The organism is Sphingomonas faeni (assembly GCF_040407505.1).
GTDB classification, from domain to species: domain Bacteria; phylum Pseudomonadota; class Alphaproteobacteria; order Sphingomonadales; family Sphingomonadaceae; genus Sphingomonas; species Sphingomonas faeni_E.
This window is the reverse complement of sequence record NZ_JAPZPQ010000003.1, coordinates 257,720-273,443: the sequence shown is the minus strand read 5'-3', so window position 1 is coordinate 273,443 and position 15,724 is coordinate 257,720. Positions and strand designations below refer to the sequence as shown.

The window sequence follows — 15,724 nt, the reverse complement described above, 5'->3', positions numbered from 1 at the left end:
TCAGTCGGCGTCCTGCATCAAGGTTGCAAACAGGGCTGCGGCGAGAACGGCGCTCGAAAGCCACATCACAATCGACAGCGTCCAAGACGTCGCCAGTCCAGCTGCCGTGATTGTTGCAAGCAGTAGGACGATGAGAACGGGCATGGCTGCCCGCGAGTGGAAAAAACGCATGAAGCCGCCTACGCCTGCTACATCTGCGGTGCCACAACCTTCCGAGCCGCCCGGTACGCTTCCTCGCCACGGACGCCATTCAGTATCTTCGAACGCCTGCGGCTTGGCCATGCTGCCCATCAACAGTACCCGGCGATCAGTGCAGTGGCCAAGTCCACATCACTAGAGGCGTACCAACCAAGACCACCAGAACCGATAGTGGTGCGCCCAGCCGGGCGTAATCGCTGAAGCGGTAGCCCCCAGGACCAAAAACCAAGGTGTTACACTGATGCCCAATCGGCGTCAGGAAATCGCATCCTGCCCCGATAGCGGTCCCGATGAGGAAGGCTTCGGGGCGATATCCGAGGTCATGCGCGAACACCGCCGCGATTGGCGCCATCACCAAGACCGTCGCGGCATTGTTGAGAAACGGCGTCACAGCCATCGCCGCTACGAGGATCAGGGCGACCGCGCCCCATGGCGGCAAGGAGGCCGCCAGATGGGCAAGCGAGGTCGCGAGTACATCCGACGCGCCGGTGGTGCGCAGGGTTTCACTGACCGGAATGAGCGCGCCCAGCATGATGAGAATTGGCCATTCGACGCCATCATAGGCATCTCGCAGCGGTAGCGCTCCGGTCGCCATCATTAGACCGGCAGCGGCGAAGAAGGCGACGGCCACAGGCACATAGCCGGTCGCGGTTACGGTCATCGCCACCGCGAGGATGATAAGTGGTAGGAAGCGACGCTTCGAACTTCCCAGACGCAGGGCACGCTCTGCCAGCGGCAGCGTACCGAGGTCACGCATGCGTTCCGGCAAGAGTGTGAGGGGTCCTTGAAGAACAATGACATCGCCGGCGCGCAAGACGGTCTCGCTGAGCTGCTTGGTCAGCCGTTTGCCGGCGCGCGATACCGCGATGAGATTGACGCCATAGCGTTGCTGAAGCCGCAGTCGTCCAGCGGACTGGCGGACCAACACGGAGCCGGTGGTGATGACCGCCTCAATGACGCCAACCTCATCATCTTCGCTGCCTTCCGGTAGGTCACGATGCTGTCCGGCAAGTGCTAGGTGGTCACCCGCAATGACACGCTCAAGCGTATCCGGGTCACCGCCCAAGATCAGCGTGTCGCCGGCAGCCAGAAGGAACTCGGCCGTAATGCTCGTGCGCACATCGTCACGGACAACATTGGCGATCGTCACCTCATTATCATGACGGTCGATGAAGGACTCAACCGTTTCGCCGACAGCGGGCGATCCGTCTTGGATGGTCGCCTCAGTGACATAGTCCGTGATGTTTAGAGCTTCGCCCATGGTCGGCGCTGCGCGGCGTTCCCTGGGCAGGAGGCGGTAGCCGAAACGCAGGAAAATGAGGCCGACCACAAGCAGGCCCAGCCCCGTTGGCAGATAATCGAACATGCCGAACGGCTCACCGGTCATCTGCTCTCGTACTCTGCTGACAATAATATTCGGCGACGTACCAACGAGGGTCATCAACCCGCCAAGGAGCGAAGCGAACGACATCGGCATCAGGAACACCGAGGGGCTAGTGTCCGATTTCTTCGCCGTCTGCACGGCTGCCGGCATCAGCATAGCCAAGGCACCGACGTTCTTTACGAGCCCGGACGATACCCCGACTGCCGTAGTCAGCACCACGAGTTGCGACCGGACGCGTGTCACGCGCCGCGCCAGTATCCCGAGCGCGCTCTCGATTAGGCCGGAACGCTGCATTGCCGATGAGATCACCAGCGCCGATCCAACGATGATAACGATGTCATCGGAAAAGCCAGTAAATGCCGCTTTGGGCTTCACCAATCCCAGCGACAGCCCGGCAAGCAGGGCGATGATGGCCGTGACATCATAGCGAAATCGGCCCCAAAGAAAGAGGCCCATCATGCCAATCAGCAGGCCAATCGACATAAGTTGCGGCGTGGTCATGCAAGCAGAATCCGTAAAATGGCGATAGTCACGCCGGTTATTGCAGCCAAATCCCGACGAGTGCCGCCAAGACGGCAATCGCTAGGAAGCCGTTCACAGAGATCAGCAACCAAGCCGGCAGTCGCTGAGTGTCGGGCCGCGGTGGGGCGATAGGAATCATTTCACGCCAGACCGCTGCAACGAAGCAGAAGCCGCTGAACAGGATCAGGACGGTTGCGGTCGCACCGGCAAGCCAGCCGGGCACGATGTTCTCAAGCAATGCGCGGGCGCCAATTCCTGCGGCTAGAGCGGCAAGCCCGGTACGGACCCAGGCTGCGTAGGTGCGCTCCGCTGCCATGACTGTTCGATCGGCAGCAAGCTCCGTGCGCCGATCGGCGCTATCTGCTTGCTGCTTGGCGCTATGCTCCAACCGGTCCGCACCGTGAACGAATGGGCCGTTGAAATCACGGGTCAATGACAGTCGTTCGTTGGCCATGGATGATCAACGATACCCACACGCTTTCAGCACATCGAATGTTAAAAAGGATCATGCCGAATAAGTTATCGAGGTTAGCAGATCCCCCGCCTTCACAGGTGTCAAAACCGGCTGGTTGCGGCACGAAACCTTTCTCGAAAACGATCCAGACCGTGCGAAAACTCCAACCCCGAATGTAGCGTACTAATATAGCTGCGTGTCGGTTGCCAGGTGATTGGCTATCTTGCGTCGCAGCCATATCTGGCGACGTTATGTTTCGAGCATCACGTCTGTATCGGGGGCGGCGGTGAGTTTTCGCACGGTCTGGATCGAATTTCGGGAATGTCCGGGTTGGGCAGGAAAGCGGAACGGCGGCTTTCGGGAAGGTGCTGGCGATGGCCGACATTCTGTGGCGCTGCCTCCTTTTACAGGAGTATCTATCGTTACATTCACACGCTCGGCGGTCTGCTACGATCGAACTCCATTTTGAAGATTCCGTCAGACCTCAAAACATAGGTGCAATGATGCCAATCTTCCTGACTCTCTTTAAGCATGTCACGCCTTAGGGCGGATAGAGCATCATTGACGGATCGGTTCATGGTTCTCTCACCTTCCACCCCCTCAACAAGCTTACCGTTGCACACGACATCGTAGCGCCTCTGTATCCAGTCGTCATGAACTTCTGCCACGATCCATACTTCGGATACAGAAGCCGCTAGCATTGGAGCAATTGCGAGGGCGATGCTCTCCAGCTGACGGCTACTTTCCATTTCTGCATTTACCTCCGATACCAGATTATATCAGCGTAATCGCTTTTGCGATCCATTTTACCGCGCTTGCCCATTGGCCGTAACTAGACAGCTTTACCAATCCCGAGCGCCCCGATTGCAACTCATGTCTGGAAAGTTCCCCATAATCCCACTGAACGAATGACTACTACCGGGACTCCGAATTACTAACCCGAGCGTCCGGGTGTGGGCGTGAACGGCCCTGCCGTTTTTAAGCGCCGACTAGCCCCGCCAGTGTCGGAAAACACATGATAGGCGACGCAGAGCACCGCAAATTCTGGAGAATTGCGGCGTGGGGCGGTGGCGCACGTGCTCTAGGTTCGCACTATTGCGCGAGATACCCTGTCGGATGGAGAAAGTGCGCGACAACCTCGGAGGCGGGGTTTTTCGTTAGGGGAGCCGCGGCTGTTATTTTGGCGTGAGATCGAAGCCCCGCGGAGTCGCTACCGTGCAGGCTGGCGCGATGCCGAGCAAATCTCGGAAGCCCCGCGAATGGCCGATTCATCCGAAACCCGACATTCCCGGCCGATTGCCCGAACGACTGCTTCGTCCCAACTCAAGCCGTTCGACCGGTATAAACCAACGGCCGAAGTTGGGAAGCCGGAAAGAGCCCGCCAGTGTCGACTATTGGGTCATTCCGTTGATCTTGCTGCCTGTACGCTGCTGTTCGACACGGAACGCTCAGCGGGCGAAAACTAGCCGCTTTCGGCGAACGGCTTGTTAATTACTTTTGGAAAAGCGGGCATCTGATTTCAACTTAGTTACAGCTGCCTCGAGGCCGTCCGCAGGCTTCCGCACTGCCTGCAGCATGCTCATAATGTTCGAAGCGCGGGAACCGAACCGTCCCGCTTTTATGCCGAGCCCTCCGTGCGATGTAAGGATCTCAAGCTTCTCATCAGGATCAGCATGTAGATAAATCTCGGTGGAATGGATCGAAGCGTGACCAAGCCACAGAGCCACCTTTCTTATGTCGCGAGTGACCTTGAGCATGTGCATGGCGCAGCTGTGCCTCAAAACATGCGGCGTGATATTCTTCGGCACAAGGGTCGGGACTGTTTTGGCTGCAATCTGAGTATATTTCGCGAGACGCGCTGCGAAGCCATCGCGCGTTAGCGGCAAGCCAAGCCGGCTCAGAAAAACATGATCGTACGGCACATTCGGCCTCTCCGAATACCAGGCGCGAAGAAGGCGGACGGTCTCGGGGCCCAGCGGCAGAATTCTAGCCCTTCGCCCCTTTCCCATCACGTGCAAGGTTGGCTTTGGACCGAGGTCGAGGTCACCGAGCGAAAGCGCCAAAACCTCAGACACACGTAAACCGCATATGTACGTGATGCTCAGCATTGCCCGGTCCCGGATCCCGTCTTTGTGCCTCATATCGGGCACCCCAAGTATGGCTTTAACCTCATCGGTCGAGAGCCAATCGATCACGGGAACATCCGCTCTCTTTGCCCCCAGCGCGCGTATGCGAGCGGCTTGCTCCATCGCTGCCGGAATTTTCATTTGCACATATCTGAAGAATGATCGGATCGCCGCCAGCCGCAGATTGCGCGTTCGCCGTGAATTTTTCCGAGTCTTCTCCAGATCATCGAGAAATTGGAGGACGATCTCCGCTGTGATGTCTTCCAGGTGGAGGCGGTCGATATTCATCCGCGTCGCCTCGGCGATAAAACGGATCAGCAAAATGAACGTGTGTGCGTAGCTCGCACGCGTCAGTTGGCTGAGCCCGCGATCTCGAACGAGATGTTCGTTGAGATAGCTAGACAGGACGGGAGCCAAATCATGTTGGTGATCGTCACGCATCGAGCACCTCCTCGATCGCCAAGGCCATCGATTCTTTTGTCTCGGTCGAAATCTCCAAATACCAATAGGTGCTAGCTGCGCTGACGTGGCCCAGATAGGTCGACAGGGCGACCATATGGTTGGAAATCAGTTTCCGGTCCGACCCGCACGATGCCAACGATCGAACGGCAAACGTATGCCTGAGGTCGTGTATTCTCGGCAACCTGCTACCGTTTCGACTAGTCATATTTAACTTTGTTGTGCATTTTCGAAACATGGCGCAAATCGAGTGGTCAGACGGAGTCCTGTTATTGTGGATTACGAATAACCTTTCTTTGTTCAAAGGATCTGGGCGGTTGGTGAGGTAAACTCTTAGAGCCCTAGCGGTACTTTTGTGGATATGGACGATCCTGTCCTTTCCGAACTTCCCGCGCCTAATCATGATCTCGTTATTTTTGAAGTCCTGGAGCAAAATATTTCGGGCTTCGTTTATCCGTATGCCCGTCGCGGCGATAAGGCCGACAATATGCTTATAGGTGGCAGCATCGTAGGTATGCGCCAGCGGCAAGCGTCCCAATTCGACAAGGATCTGCTGTATCTCGCCATCGGTGTAGATAAAGGGAATAGGGCGTCTCGGCCGACGAACCGGCCGCACGTATTCTTCTGCCAAGACGTCATGACGGGGATCCTCTGCGCTGAGAAATAGGCCAACGCGACGAATGGAAGCCAAGAGCTCATATCGCCTGCGGGGCTGACATTTCTGCTCTACCCAAGCGATTGCGTCTGCACTGCACAGATGATGAGCGCCGCGACCTGCCGAGAAATGCGCAAAGTTTCGCAGGTCGCGATCAAGATCAAGATCTCGGTACCCAAGCTGTTCCCTTAGCTGCAGATAGCGCTCAATGGCCTCGATCACGACCGGCCTCCCAACCAAGGTTCTGCGAGACGTTTAAGCATTGGCTCGTTGACCTTCGCGTAGATGGTCGTCGTATCCACCGATCGATGCCGCAAGATTGTGGCTACATCTTCGAGGCTTTTTCCGTCCCGGAGAAGTTCGGTAGCAAGCGTATGGCGAAAAACGTGCGCTCCACCTTCGAGACCGCATCGAGCGAGCGCTTTGCGGGCGATACCTGATATCTCTGAGCCATTCGCAAGCGGCATGTGCGGGTGAGGCACACGCAAAAACAGGGCCTCTGAGCGTGAGCTCGGGCGCCCCTTCTCGAGATAATCTAAAACAGCGTCGCCTGCTCCTTGAGTGAGTGGGACAATCGAACCCCGTCCGCCCTTACCCTCAATGCAGAGCTTAGCCTCGGTCCAGTCCAGATCACTGAGTTTTAGCTTCCAAACCTCAGAAGCTCGAAGCCCAAGTTCGGCCAACAGCGTGAGGATCGCTCGTTCCCGGATTCCGTACGATGTGCTCAGGTCGCAACTGTCGATGACCTTGTTCACGATACCGGTGTCAAGCCTGCGCGGAACCGTCGAAAGGCGATAAGTTGGTCGAGAGATCAGCGCATTTGCTAAGGAAGCGTTGCAATGCCCTTCAAAAGCTCGGAACCGCATGTAGCTGCGCACGGAGCGGATGAAACGGCTCTGCATTGCGGGAGTGCGCTTCGCGAATTCGAGGACGGCTAATTCCCTGATTGCCGTAGCGGAATAGGCCGAAGCGTCTTCTCCAAGCCTTGGCAACCAGCTCATTACGTCGAGCACGTAGTAATAAATTGTCCGAGGCCTCAGCCCCCTTTGGTCGGTCAGCCAAGTGCGATACCGCACCACGGTCGAAGATGGGTGCGATCTCCGCCGTTTCTGCAGGAATATTCCGTTTTTAAAAACGGGGTTCTCACCATTCCGAAACCGTAAAAAGCGGTCAACTGCAACCCGGCGTCGCGACTTGGCCTGAGCACCCGGCCTTCCAGACCGAATGTGCATACCGCAGCGGCAGGAGTGGCCGACAAAGTCGTCGAGGATATGATCGCTAAGGCATGACTCTGGGATACCTCTGAGCCGTAGCCAAACTATCAGATGAAGTGCGGTTCTGGCTTGTCGCTTTGCCTGATCCGGATGCACCCCCTCCTGAGTGAGCGCTTCGAGGAAATCCGCGCAAATGTCCGGGTCATTTGAGTCCCACCCATTCGAATCGATGATTCCCTGATACTGGAGGAACAAGTAAAATCTGGTAACTGCAACCGTCTGGGATGGAGATAAACCGCGAGCGGGCCAACATGCATGACTGCAATTGTGTTTCCAAAAGTTCTCCAAATTCTCCCATTTTATATCACATATCTTGACATTTTCAATCTCCAAGTATCGCAAAAAATGGTTTATAGTGCCACGATAACTTAGGAATGCTCCGGAATATCCAGCAACATCGACCAGAATTCGAATTACATCTTCGGATCTTTTAATATTAGAAAATTCTATGCATTTAGCGAATGCTCTGATTATCCGAGAGATCTCCTGGTAAGCTTCACTCGCTTTGGCGCTATACGATTTCATCATAGGTCGGCTCTCGCATGCAATTGCGGGAAAGGCGCTTTGAAATGCCATCGATCCGGTAGCTCCCTTCATCAAATTGGAAGCGCGGAAGACAGGCGCGCTCCACCGGCAGCGGAAGCGGTCCGCTTGACATGGCGTCAGCACACGAGGAGAAAGGTGTCGGTTACGACCAATCTCGAAGAGGCTCAGCTCTGCAAAGCTGGGCCTTTTCTCTTTCGCGCGGTTTTTGTTCGACCCTTTTCGGAGGGCCAACCGGCAATCACGGCACCTTCATCGCTACCTCCGTTCCAATTCGCCTGTATCGCTCAGGCCAGAGATCCTCGACGTCACAGCCAAGCTCCGCCGCGATTTGAGTCTCAATCCGGCGAGACCTCCGGAACCCGCGGCTTACCGTTGAAACCGTGGTGGGCGTAACGTTGAGATGGCGGGCTACCGCGCTCAGGCTGCTCCCTTTGAGTTGGAGAGCAGCTTTGATGCGGTTATGGCGCTTCTCATCAATCATGTTCGGCTCCACACTTTAAGACTAAATGCCGAAGTGCTATATATCTCCACCAGAAGGTGATAAATGTCGTACGTCGATCCGGCAACTGAAAAGCACGAAGAAAGCCGTGACACGGAGGGGCTAGCTAAGCGTCTGAGGCTCGCCCGCGAGCATGCTGGACTTACTCAGCAGCAGTTTGCCGACCGAATCGGCTATTCCCGGCGCCAAGTCCTGTCCTGGGAAAACGCAACAAACGTGCCTCCTGTTTGGGCGTTAGCTGCGGTGCGAAAGGCGTTCGATATTGATCCCGAGTGGGTTCTCTCTGGTCCGGGACTGATCCCTCTTAGGCAAGTGTCCTTGAGCCCTCCTGACCGACGCCACCGCCTTTGGGGTGAGGTGAGGAGATTGGCCAAGCGCGCTAGGCTAACCCTCCCAGAAGAGGTCATACGCAATTTCGCCGATCTGATCGCGCGAGAACCGGAAAACGCGGAAGAGGCAGCGAAGGAACGCGTTCGTGATGCCTTTCATGCATTGTCCACAGGAGGCCGCTTTTGAGGCGAACTGACTTCCCCACCAAACTTTCCGATCAATTTGAGCAGGAACTCCGCGATCGCGTTGCTCAAGCTAGAGCGAGCAGTTTCCGAAGACCGAATTGGCCTTTAATAGTTGTGATGCTCATATTCTCAGATGCTCTTTTTATAGCATCTGGAGCAATGGGAATTTTGATGCGGGAAACCATCCGAAACTATCTGTTTCTAGCTGCGATCGTACCCGGTCTGATATTAATTGTATTACTTCACTGTGGCTCACTGAAAATCCGCTCTTGAAGTGCCGGTAACCTATCATTCGACAAATGATATTGAATTTTTTCATTCTACATGAAAGTTGGGGTGATATGATAACGGCAATATTTGTAAGGCATGGTCAAAGCACGGGTAATGCAGGATTCCCATGTCACGATCTCGCAGAAATTGAGCTTACGGAATTGGGCCACCAGCAAGCACGTGAGCTCGCCGCTTCGTGGACAGACACTCCGTCTTTAATTGTGACCTCGCCATATCGAAGAACGCAACAAACAGCAGCCAGGACTGTTGCAAGATTTGCGGACGTGCCGGTAGAGGTCTGGCCAATCGAAGAGTTCACATATCTGGAGCCGTCTCGCTGGAATGGCACTCGTAGCGATGAGCGCATGCCACATCTCGAACAGTACTGGAGTGAGCTTGACCCCTCATACTGTGATGGTCCGGGAGCAGAAAGCTTTGCCACATTGCTTCGTCGAGCCGAGGCGACACTCAATCGCCTTGCGAAACTGCCGGCGCGGTCGATTGTCCTTCTCTTCAGTCATGGCCAATTCATTCAGGCGGTTCGTGCGGTCGTTGCCGCGCCCGACACAGATGACCGAGGCAAGATGAGAGGTTTTTGGCGGAAGTGTGAAGCACCCGCCATCAGCAATGCTCAGTGCGTAAAACTCCATCATAGCTTCGGTCGCTGGGCAATCGAATAGATCTAATAGTAGATAAAAAGAGCGTCTTAGCTGTCGGCGAGCACGACAAGCGGTAACGCAAAGACTACGACGCGCTGAATATGTCTCTACCCTTCGTCGAGAACGCTCTTCGCCTCCTCGATCCCGAAACTCCACAGCGGACCATCATAGCCGTGTTTGCGAGCTTGATCGGCTTTCCGTTTTTCTCGCGACGTGAAATCATCAATCGCCGATTGAGGGAATTGCAGCTTTGCCATTGGCGCTGTCCTCGTTCCGGTGACGGTCAAAAATCCATTCGCGGTCAGTTGTCGAATAGCGGCGCTTACTGCGCCTTTGGAATAGCAGGTAAGCGTGGTGAGATCATCTCGATCGAACGGTACAGGACGGAAAAATGCCCCTTTTCGTTCCGCAAGTACGCCGAACACGGAGCGGCCAGTTGGGGTGATTGGCGAAGTTTGCGAGAAAACTGCCTCACGCCCAAAGGCGGTCAAAACCGCCACTAGCAGGTCAACGGCTTCCTTCCGCCGCTCGGTTGCCCGTGAATCTCGTCTAGAACGCATCGTCGCCTCCGTCCAATATAGAGGCGATGCCCGGCCAAAGCCGGGCGTTCGTAACCCTGCACGTCGCACAAGGCGCCGCCGCTTTTAGGCAGAACCCTGGACATATGCGTCGGCCACCCGGCCGAGAAACTCGACCAGATCGACGTAGCAGTGGGGTTACGACGCCCCGCGAGCGGGATTGACCGCATCGCCTGGGCTGATTCGCAGAATGGCGCACCCAGGGCAATGACTGAGTGCTCCATCGAGAAGAACATTTAGGCTTGTTAAAAAATACGGATCGGGTGCTTAAAGTTATGTGGACGGCTATGTCGTGACGGTCGTCACGCAGCAGCGCTAGATCTAGCTCAAATCAAGATTACTATGTGCACGGGATAATACGAGTTGGGCTTGCGACTGGCCGAGCTAGGCGCACGCGGCATTTTCGCGCGCGTCGCGGCGGACGACACGGGGACCGTGGTCGCCGTGCGGGCATATTTCCCAGGTACGCTGGGCGATTCGGTACGACAGAAGACGCGCTGGATGACAGGGATCGCACTTGCCGGCTGGGATCGTACCGGCTGGGGGCGGCCCCGCGCGATAGCCGACCACTGGATGCGGATGCGCGATCGACGCGCGCCGCTTGCGGTCGTGATTCTCGCGGTCGGTTATCTCGCAGTGCCCATATGGCTGTTGTCGCTGGTGCTGCACGTCCATGTCGCTGAGACGTCGCCCTATGCGAACGGCGCCTACCCGATCGCGTTCTGGCTGCTCGTCGCCAATGGCGCGTTGCTGGCGTGGCGATTGACCATGCGGATGGTGTTCACGGGGCGCAGTTACGGCATGCGCGAGGCGATCTGGGCGCTGCCGCGATTCCTGGTCGGCAATCTCGTATCGTTGATCGCCGCACCGCGCGCGGTGTTCGTCTATATCGGCATGCTGCGCGGTGCGGCACCGGTTTGGGACAAGACGCGGCACGAGTTTCCCGATCTGTCGCCCGACGACGTCGTCACCGTCAACGATCCAGGCCTCGCCGCCGCCGCACGATGAGTGTCGGGCGCCCGCTGCGCTTTCTCGCCTTGGCATTAGGCGGATGGGTCATGGTCCGCGTGGCGTTGTTGTTGCCGGAGGTCGCCTCGCTTCCCCCGTCGGACATGATCCCACGAGTGATCGAAGTGCTAGTGCCGAAAGTTGCCGCAGCAGTTTTCGCGGGACAGCGCGTGCCGCCGCGCGTTGCGATCGTCCCATACGGTGCTGTCGCGCCGCTGATGGTCTTCAAGCCGCGACCATGGCAATCACCAACAGCTACGCCGCAAGTGTCAGTACCGCGAGATCTTCCCGATTTGCCAGCTGCGGCAGAGACGCAGACCCATACTCAGACATACGCCATTCCGTCGCCGGTAGCGCCGCCCTTGGTCGCCAACGGGCGAAGTCGTCTCAGCGGAAGCGCATGGCTGCTCGCGCGTGGCGGTCTCGCTGGTACGGTGTCGGGCGGGCAGCTCGGCGCATCGCAGGGCGGTTTGCGACTGGCCTATGCGCTCGGCAGCCAGCGTAAGGTCGCGCTGGTGGCGCGCGTCGCCACGCCGCTCAAAGGTGCCGGACGGGAGGCGGCGTTCGGGATCGAATGGCAACCGACGCGGCTGCCGATCCGCCTCGTTGCCGAGCAACGGTTCGCGCTCGATGGTGGACGTGGCGGACCGACGATCGGCGTGATTGCCGGCTATGGTCCGGCCGACGTCGCACCCGGCCTCCGTCTGGAAGCGTACGGTCAAGTCGGCGCAATCGGGCGAGACGGGATCGAAGGCTTTGTCGATGCCTCTGGACGACTTACGCACCCGATCGGGACGCTCGCCGGGGCAAAGGTCGATGTCGGTGTCGGTGTGTGGGGAAGCGCGCAACGCGACGCCGAGCGTTTCGATATCGGACCCTCGATCGCCGCCGCGCTACCGGTTGCACACAAGACTATCCGCCTCACACTCGACTGGCGCGAACGCATCGCCGGCGGCGCGCGTCCGGGCTCGGGCCCCGCTCTGTCGATCGGTAGCGACTTCTGACAGGTCGAGCCTAGCCCCGCCCGCGCAATCCGGTGTAACGCTGCGGCCGTGGATCTGTATCTCCCCGTCGCCAACCTGTCGGTCAACGCGCTCATCATCATCCTGCTCGGCGGGGGCGTCGGGCTGTTGTCGGGGATGTTCGGCGTCGGCGGCGGCTTTCTGACGACGCCGCTGCTGATCGTCTACGGCATTCCACCGACCGTCGCCGCTGCCTCGTCCGCGAGCCAGGTAACCGGCGCCAGCGTTTCCGGCGTGTTCGCGCATTTCCGGCGCAAGGGTGTCGATACCAAGATGGGCGGGGTGCTCGTCGCAGGCGGCATCCTCGGCTCATTCTTCGGGGCATGGCTGTTCCGCTTGCTTCAGCAAAGTGGCCAGATCGATACGGTCATCGCGATCGTCTATGTCGTCATGCTCGGCTCGATCGGTGGCCTGATGGCGAAGGAATCGATCGGCACGATCGGCCGCGCGCGGACCGGGCGGCCGCCGAAGGCACGCAAACGCCGCCATCACCCGCTCGTCGCCGCACTCCCGCTCAGGACGCGCTTCTACGCGTCGGGGCTCTATATCTCGCCGCTCGCGCCGCTGTTGCTGGGGTTCTTCACTGGCATCCTGACGATCCTGCTTGGCATCGGTGGCGGGTTCATCCTCGTCCCTGCGATGATCTACCTGCTCGGGATGGCGACGTCGGTGGTGGTCGGCACGTCGCTGTTCCAGACGCTGTTCGTGACCGCGGTCGCGACGATGGTCCACGCAACCACCACCAAGGCGGTCGACATCGTGCTGGCGGCGCTGCTCCTGCTCGGATCGGTTGTGGGGGCGCAGGTCGGCGCGCGGTTCGCGACCAAGTTCCGCCCTGAATATCTGCGTCTCGGACTTGCGGTCATGGTGCTGTTGGTCGGCGCGCGTATCCTGCTCGGACTCGTCTGGCGCCCCGAGGAGATCTTCTCGGTCACGCTGTCGTGAAACCTGGCTGGCTAGTTCTGCTCGCGCCGCTGCTGATGGCGCAGGCGAAACCCGTGCTCGTCCCCGACGTGTCGCAGCGCAATATCGAGATCGCGTACAGCTTCACCGGTGCCGAACTGCTGCTGTTCGGTGCGATCCTCTATCCCGGCGGGCGCCTGCCGACCGGTGAGCAACCCACCGACATCGTCGTCGTCGTAAAGGGCCCGACCCAGTCGATCCTGATGCGCGAGAAGGAGAAGGTTGCCGGTATCTGGGTCAACGCCGCGCGCCTCAGGTACCGTTCGGCCCCCAGCTTCTACGCGATCGCCTCGTCGAAGCCGATCGACCGCCTCGTCGACGACCGGACACGCGCGATCTACGAGCTCGGCCTCGACAGTCTGCAATTGTCGCCGGCGTCGAGCGCACCGGCGCCGATCCAAGACCGCTTCCAGAAAGGGCTCGTCGACCTCAAGCGCCGTGCCGGCCTATATTACGAGGCGCCCCGCGCGGTCGAGATCACCGACGGCGTGCTCTACCGCGCGCGCGTGTCGATCCCCGCTCGCGTGCCCGTCGGCCGGTTCACTGCGGAGACGTTCCTGATCCGCGACGGGCGGGTCCTGGCGGCCGCGGTTCGCGATATCGACATTCGCAAATCGGGCTTCGAGCGATTCGTCGCCCGCGCCGCAGACCGTTCGTCGGTAACCTACGGGCTGGTCGCGGTCGCACTGTCGGTGTTCCTCGGCTGGGCAGCAGGATGGATCGCGCGCAGGGTTTAGCGCGTCGCAGCGACCAAACGCGGACCGACGCACCGGTTTTCTCAGCAAGTTCAACGCCATCGTCATCGGATATTTACAATTATCGCGGCAGGGTCGGTCCGAAATGACTGGAGACCTTGCGGCTATGAGCGACATGCCGGGACCCGGCGCATTCTTGCGCGCGGCACCCCTGACGGGCGGATTCGCTGGCACCAGCGCTGCGGCGGCACCCGTGGGCGTCGTCTTCGCGATCGCCGGATCGAGCAGCCGTATCCTGCTCGATCGCGCTGCGATCGCGGTGCTGCACGCTGTTTCCGATCCCGTCGTCGCAGCGGCCGGACAAGTCGGCAGCCAGATCAAGATGCGTGTCGGCGCGACGTGGCTGGTCGCCAACATCCGCTCGCTCAAGCTGGAGGATGCCGCGGGGACCTGCGTCGCGGCGGAGATCGACTATCTCGGCGAAGGCGACGAGGACAAACTCACCGGCAAGCTCTATCGATTCCGCCGCGGCGTGACGCGCTATCCGATGCCCGGCTGCGAGGTGTTCCCGATCACCACGGCCGACCTGCAACAGGTCTATGCCGCCGACGACCGTGCGAACATCACGATCGGCACGGTCTATCCGACCACCGATATCCCGGCTGCGCTGTACGTCGACGCGATGCTCGGCAAGCATTTCGCGCTCGTCGGTTCGACCGGCACCGGCAAGTCGACCAGCGCCGCGTTGATCCTACACCGCATCTGCGAACTCGCGCCGCAGGGCCATATCGTGATGATCGATCCGCACGGCGAATATGCCGCCGCGTTCAAATCGAATGGGGCGATCTACGACGTTTCGAACCTGCAGATGCCGTATTGGCTGATGAACTTCGAGGAGCATTGCGAGGTCTTCCTGACCAGCAGCGGCTCCGCGCGGCAGTTCGATGCCGACATCCTCGCCAAATGCCTGCTCGGCGCGAAGGCGAAAAGCCGTCTGGGGCAGGAGATCGCAAAGCTCACCGTCGACGCGCCGATACCCTATATGCTCAGCGACCTGACGACGATCATCAGCGCCGAGATGGGCAAGATGGACCGCGCTGGCGACACCGCGCCCTATCTTCGGCTCAAGTCCAAGATCGACGAGATCAAAGCCGATCCGCGCTACGGCTTCATGTTCTCCGGCATGCTGGTGGCGGACACGATGGCGAGCTTCCTCGCGCGCATCTTCCGCCTGCCAGGCGACGGGAAGCCGATCTCGATCATCGACGTGTCGGGCGTACCGTCCGATATCACCTCGGTGGTCGTCGCGGTGCTCGCTCGGATGACGTTCGACTTCGCGATCTGGTCGCGCAACGAACCGCAGCGGCCGATCCTGCTCGTCTGCGAGGAGGCGCATCGCTACATCCCGGCAGGGCAGGAGGCGAACAGTTCGGTCGGTCGAATTCTCGGCCGAATCGCCAAGGAAGGCCGCAAATACGGCGTGTCGCTGGGCCTCATCACGCAGCGTCCGTCCGATCTCGCGGAAGGTGTGCTGTCGCAATGCGGCACGATAATCGCGATGCGCCTGAACAACGATCGCGACCAGGCCTTCGTCCGCGCGGCGATGCCGGAAGGCGCACGCGGCTTCCTCGATTCGATTCCCGCACTGCGCAATCGCGAATGCATCATCTGCGGTGAAGGCGTGACGATCCCGATCCGCGTAAGCTTCGACGGGCTGGAGGAATCGAAGCGGCCAGCGTCGGGCGATCCGCTGTTCTCCGAACTGTGGCGCGACGTGGGCGGCGAAGACCAGATCATTGGCCGCACGATCCAGCGCTGGCGGGCACAGGGGAAATAGCGGTCCGCCGCCGGGTGTTACCGTCGACACGGCGGTTTGCCTGCCCGAAACATTCCCCCT

At 59.1% G+C, this 15,724-nt stretch carries 15 protein-coding genes; 7 read left to right on the top strand and 8 right to left on the bottom strand.

Annotation, left to right across the window (positions count from 1 at the left end; translation table 11 throughout):
• The 7 genes from O6X71_RS12050 to O6X71_RS12020 form a co-directional block, all read right to left on the bottom strand.
• Window positions 1–291 (bottom strand): hypothetical protein, encoded by a 291-nt coding sequence (locus tag O6X71_RS12050; protein WP_183128970.1) that lies wholly within the window; start codon window positions 289–291, stop codon window positions 1–3.
• A 16-nt stretch (window positions 292–307) separates the two neighbouring features.
• The gene (locus O6X71_RS12045) at window positions 308–2,083 is read right to left on the bottom strand and encodes an SLC13 family permease (protein ID WP_056019265.1); all 1,776 of its coding nucleotides are present in this window, start codon (window positions 2,081–2,083) and stop codon (window positions 308–310) included.
• Window positions 2,084–2,120: 37 nt separating this feature from the next.
• Complete coding sequence (locus tag O6X71_RS12040) at window positions 2,121–2,558, bottom strand: DUF202 domain-containing protein (protein ID WP_056019268.1); 438 nt, start codon at window positions 2,556–2,558, stop codon at window positions 2,121–2,123.
• Between the two features lie 1,487 nt (window positions 2,559–4,045).
• A complete protein-coding gene (locus O6X71_RS12035; RefSeq protein ID WP_107963388.1) occupies window positions 4,046–5,125 on the bottom strand; it encodes a tyrosine-type recombinase/integrase in 1,080 nt (359 codons plus the stop codon).
• Window positions 5,118–6,020, bottom strand: a complete 903-nt coding sequence (locus O6X71_RS12030; protein WP_181321203.1) for a tyrosine-type recombinase/integrase — start codon at window positions 6,018–6,020, stop codon at window positions 5,118–5,120. The genes O6X71_RS12035 and O6X71_RS12030 overlap by 8 nt, the downstream gene beginning before the upstream one ends.
• Entirely contained in the window at window positions 6,017–6,811 is a 795-nt protein-coding gene (locus tag O6X71_RS12025) for a tyrosine-type recombinase/integrase (protein WP_171009540.1), read from the bottom strand. Before O6X71_RS12025 ends, O6X71_RS12030 begins: the two co-directional genes overlap by 4 nt.
• A gap of 1,045 nt (window positions 6,812–7,856) precedes the next feature.
• Window positions 7,857–8,099, bottom strand: a complete 243-nt coding sequence (locus tag O6X71_RS12020; RefSeq protein ID WP_107963391.1) for a helix-turn-helix domain-containing protein — start codon at window positions 8,097–8,099, stop codon at window positions 7,857–7,859.
• 63 nt (window positions 8,100–8,162) lie between these two features.
• On the opposite strand from O6X71_RS12020, the gene O6X71_RS12015 reads away from it, so the two are divergent.
• Window positions 8,163–8,633: a helix-turn-helix domain-containing protein gene (locus O6X71_RS12015; protein WP_107963392.1), complete on the top strand. Its 471-nt coding sequence runs from the start codon at window positions 8,163–8,165 to the stop codon at window positions 8,631–8,633.
• Window positions 8,634–8,976: 343 nt separating this feature from the next.
• The gene (locus tag O6X71_RS12010) at window positions 8,977–9,582 is read left to right on the top strand and encodes a histidine phosphatase family protein (protein ID WP_107963537.1); all 606 of its coding nucleotides are present in this window, start codon (window positions 8,977–8,979) and stop codon (window positions 9,580–9,582) included.
• Window positions 9,583–9,668: 86 nt separating this feature from the next.
• Here O6X71_RS12010 and O6X71_RS12005 read toward each other — a convergent pair whose 3' ends face one another.
• On the bottom strand, window positions 9,669–10,061 hold the full coding sequence (locus tag O6X71_RS12005; RefSeq protein ID WP_146168614.1) for a hypothetical protein: 393 nt from the start codon (window positions 10,059–10,061) through the stop codon (window positions 9,669–9,671).
• Window positions 10,062–10,508: 447 nt separating this feature from the next.
• Between O6X71_RS12005 and O6X71_RS12000 the strand changes: the two genes are divergently transcribed.
• The 5 genes from O6X71_RS12000 (at window position 10,509) to O6X71_RS11980 (ending at window position 15,664) form a co-directional block, all read left to right on the top strand.
• Window positions 10,509–11,147, top strand: a complete 639-nt coding sequence (locus tag O6X71_RS12000; protein WP_353466079.1) for a hypothetical protein — start codon at window positions 10,509–10,511, stop codon at window positions 11,145–11,147.
• Window positions 11,148–11,440: 293 nt separating this feature from the next.
• The gene (locus O6X71_RS11995) at window positions 11,441–12,151 is read left to right on the top strand and encodes a hypothetical protein (RefSeq protein WP_353466078.1); all 711 of its coding nucleotides are present in this window, start codon (window positions 11,441–11,443) and stop codon (window positions 12,149–12,151) included.
• A 48-nt stretch (window positions 12,152–12,199) separates the two neighbouring features.
• Window positions 12,200–13,114 carry a sulfite exporter TauE/SafE family protein gene (locus tag O6X71_RS11990; protein WP_353466077.1) on the top strand — a complete coding sequence of 305 codons (915 nt, stop codon included), beginning with the start codon at window positions 12,200–12,202 and terminating at the stop codon, window positions 13,112–13,114.
• Between the two features lie 35 nt (window positions 13,115–13,149).
• Complete coding sequence (locus O6X71_RS11985) at window positions 13,150–13,869, top strand: TIGR02186 family protein (protein WP_056064071.1); 720 nt, start codon at window positions 13,150–13,152, stop codon at window positions 13,867–13,869.
• Window positions 13,870–13,993: 124 nt separating this feature from the next.
• Window positions 13,994–15,664 carry an ATP-binding protein gene (locus O6X71_RS11980; RefSeq protein ID WP_353466076.1) on the top strand — a complete coding sequence of 557 codons (1,671 nt, stop codon included), beginning with the start codon at window positions 13,994–13,996 and terminating at the stop codon, window positions 15,662–15,664.
• The last annotated feature ends 60 nt before the right edge of the window (window positions 15,665–15,724 follow it).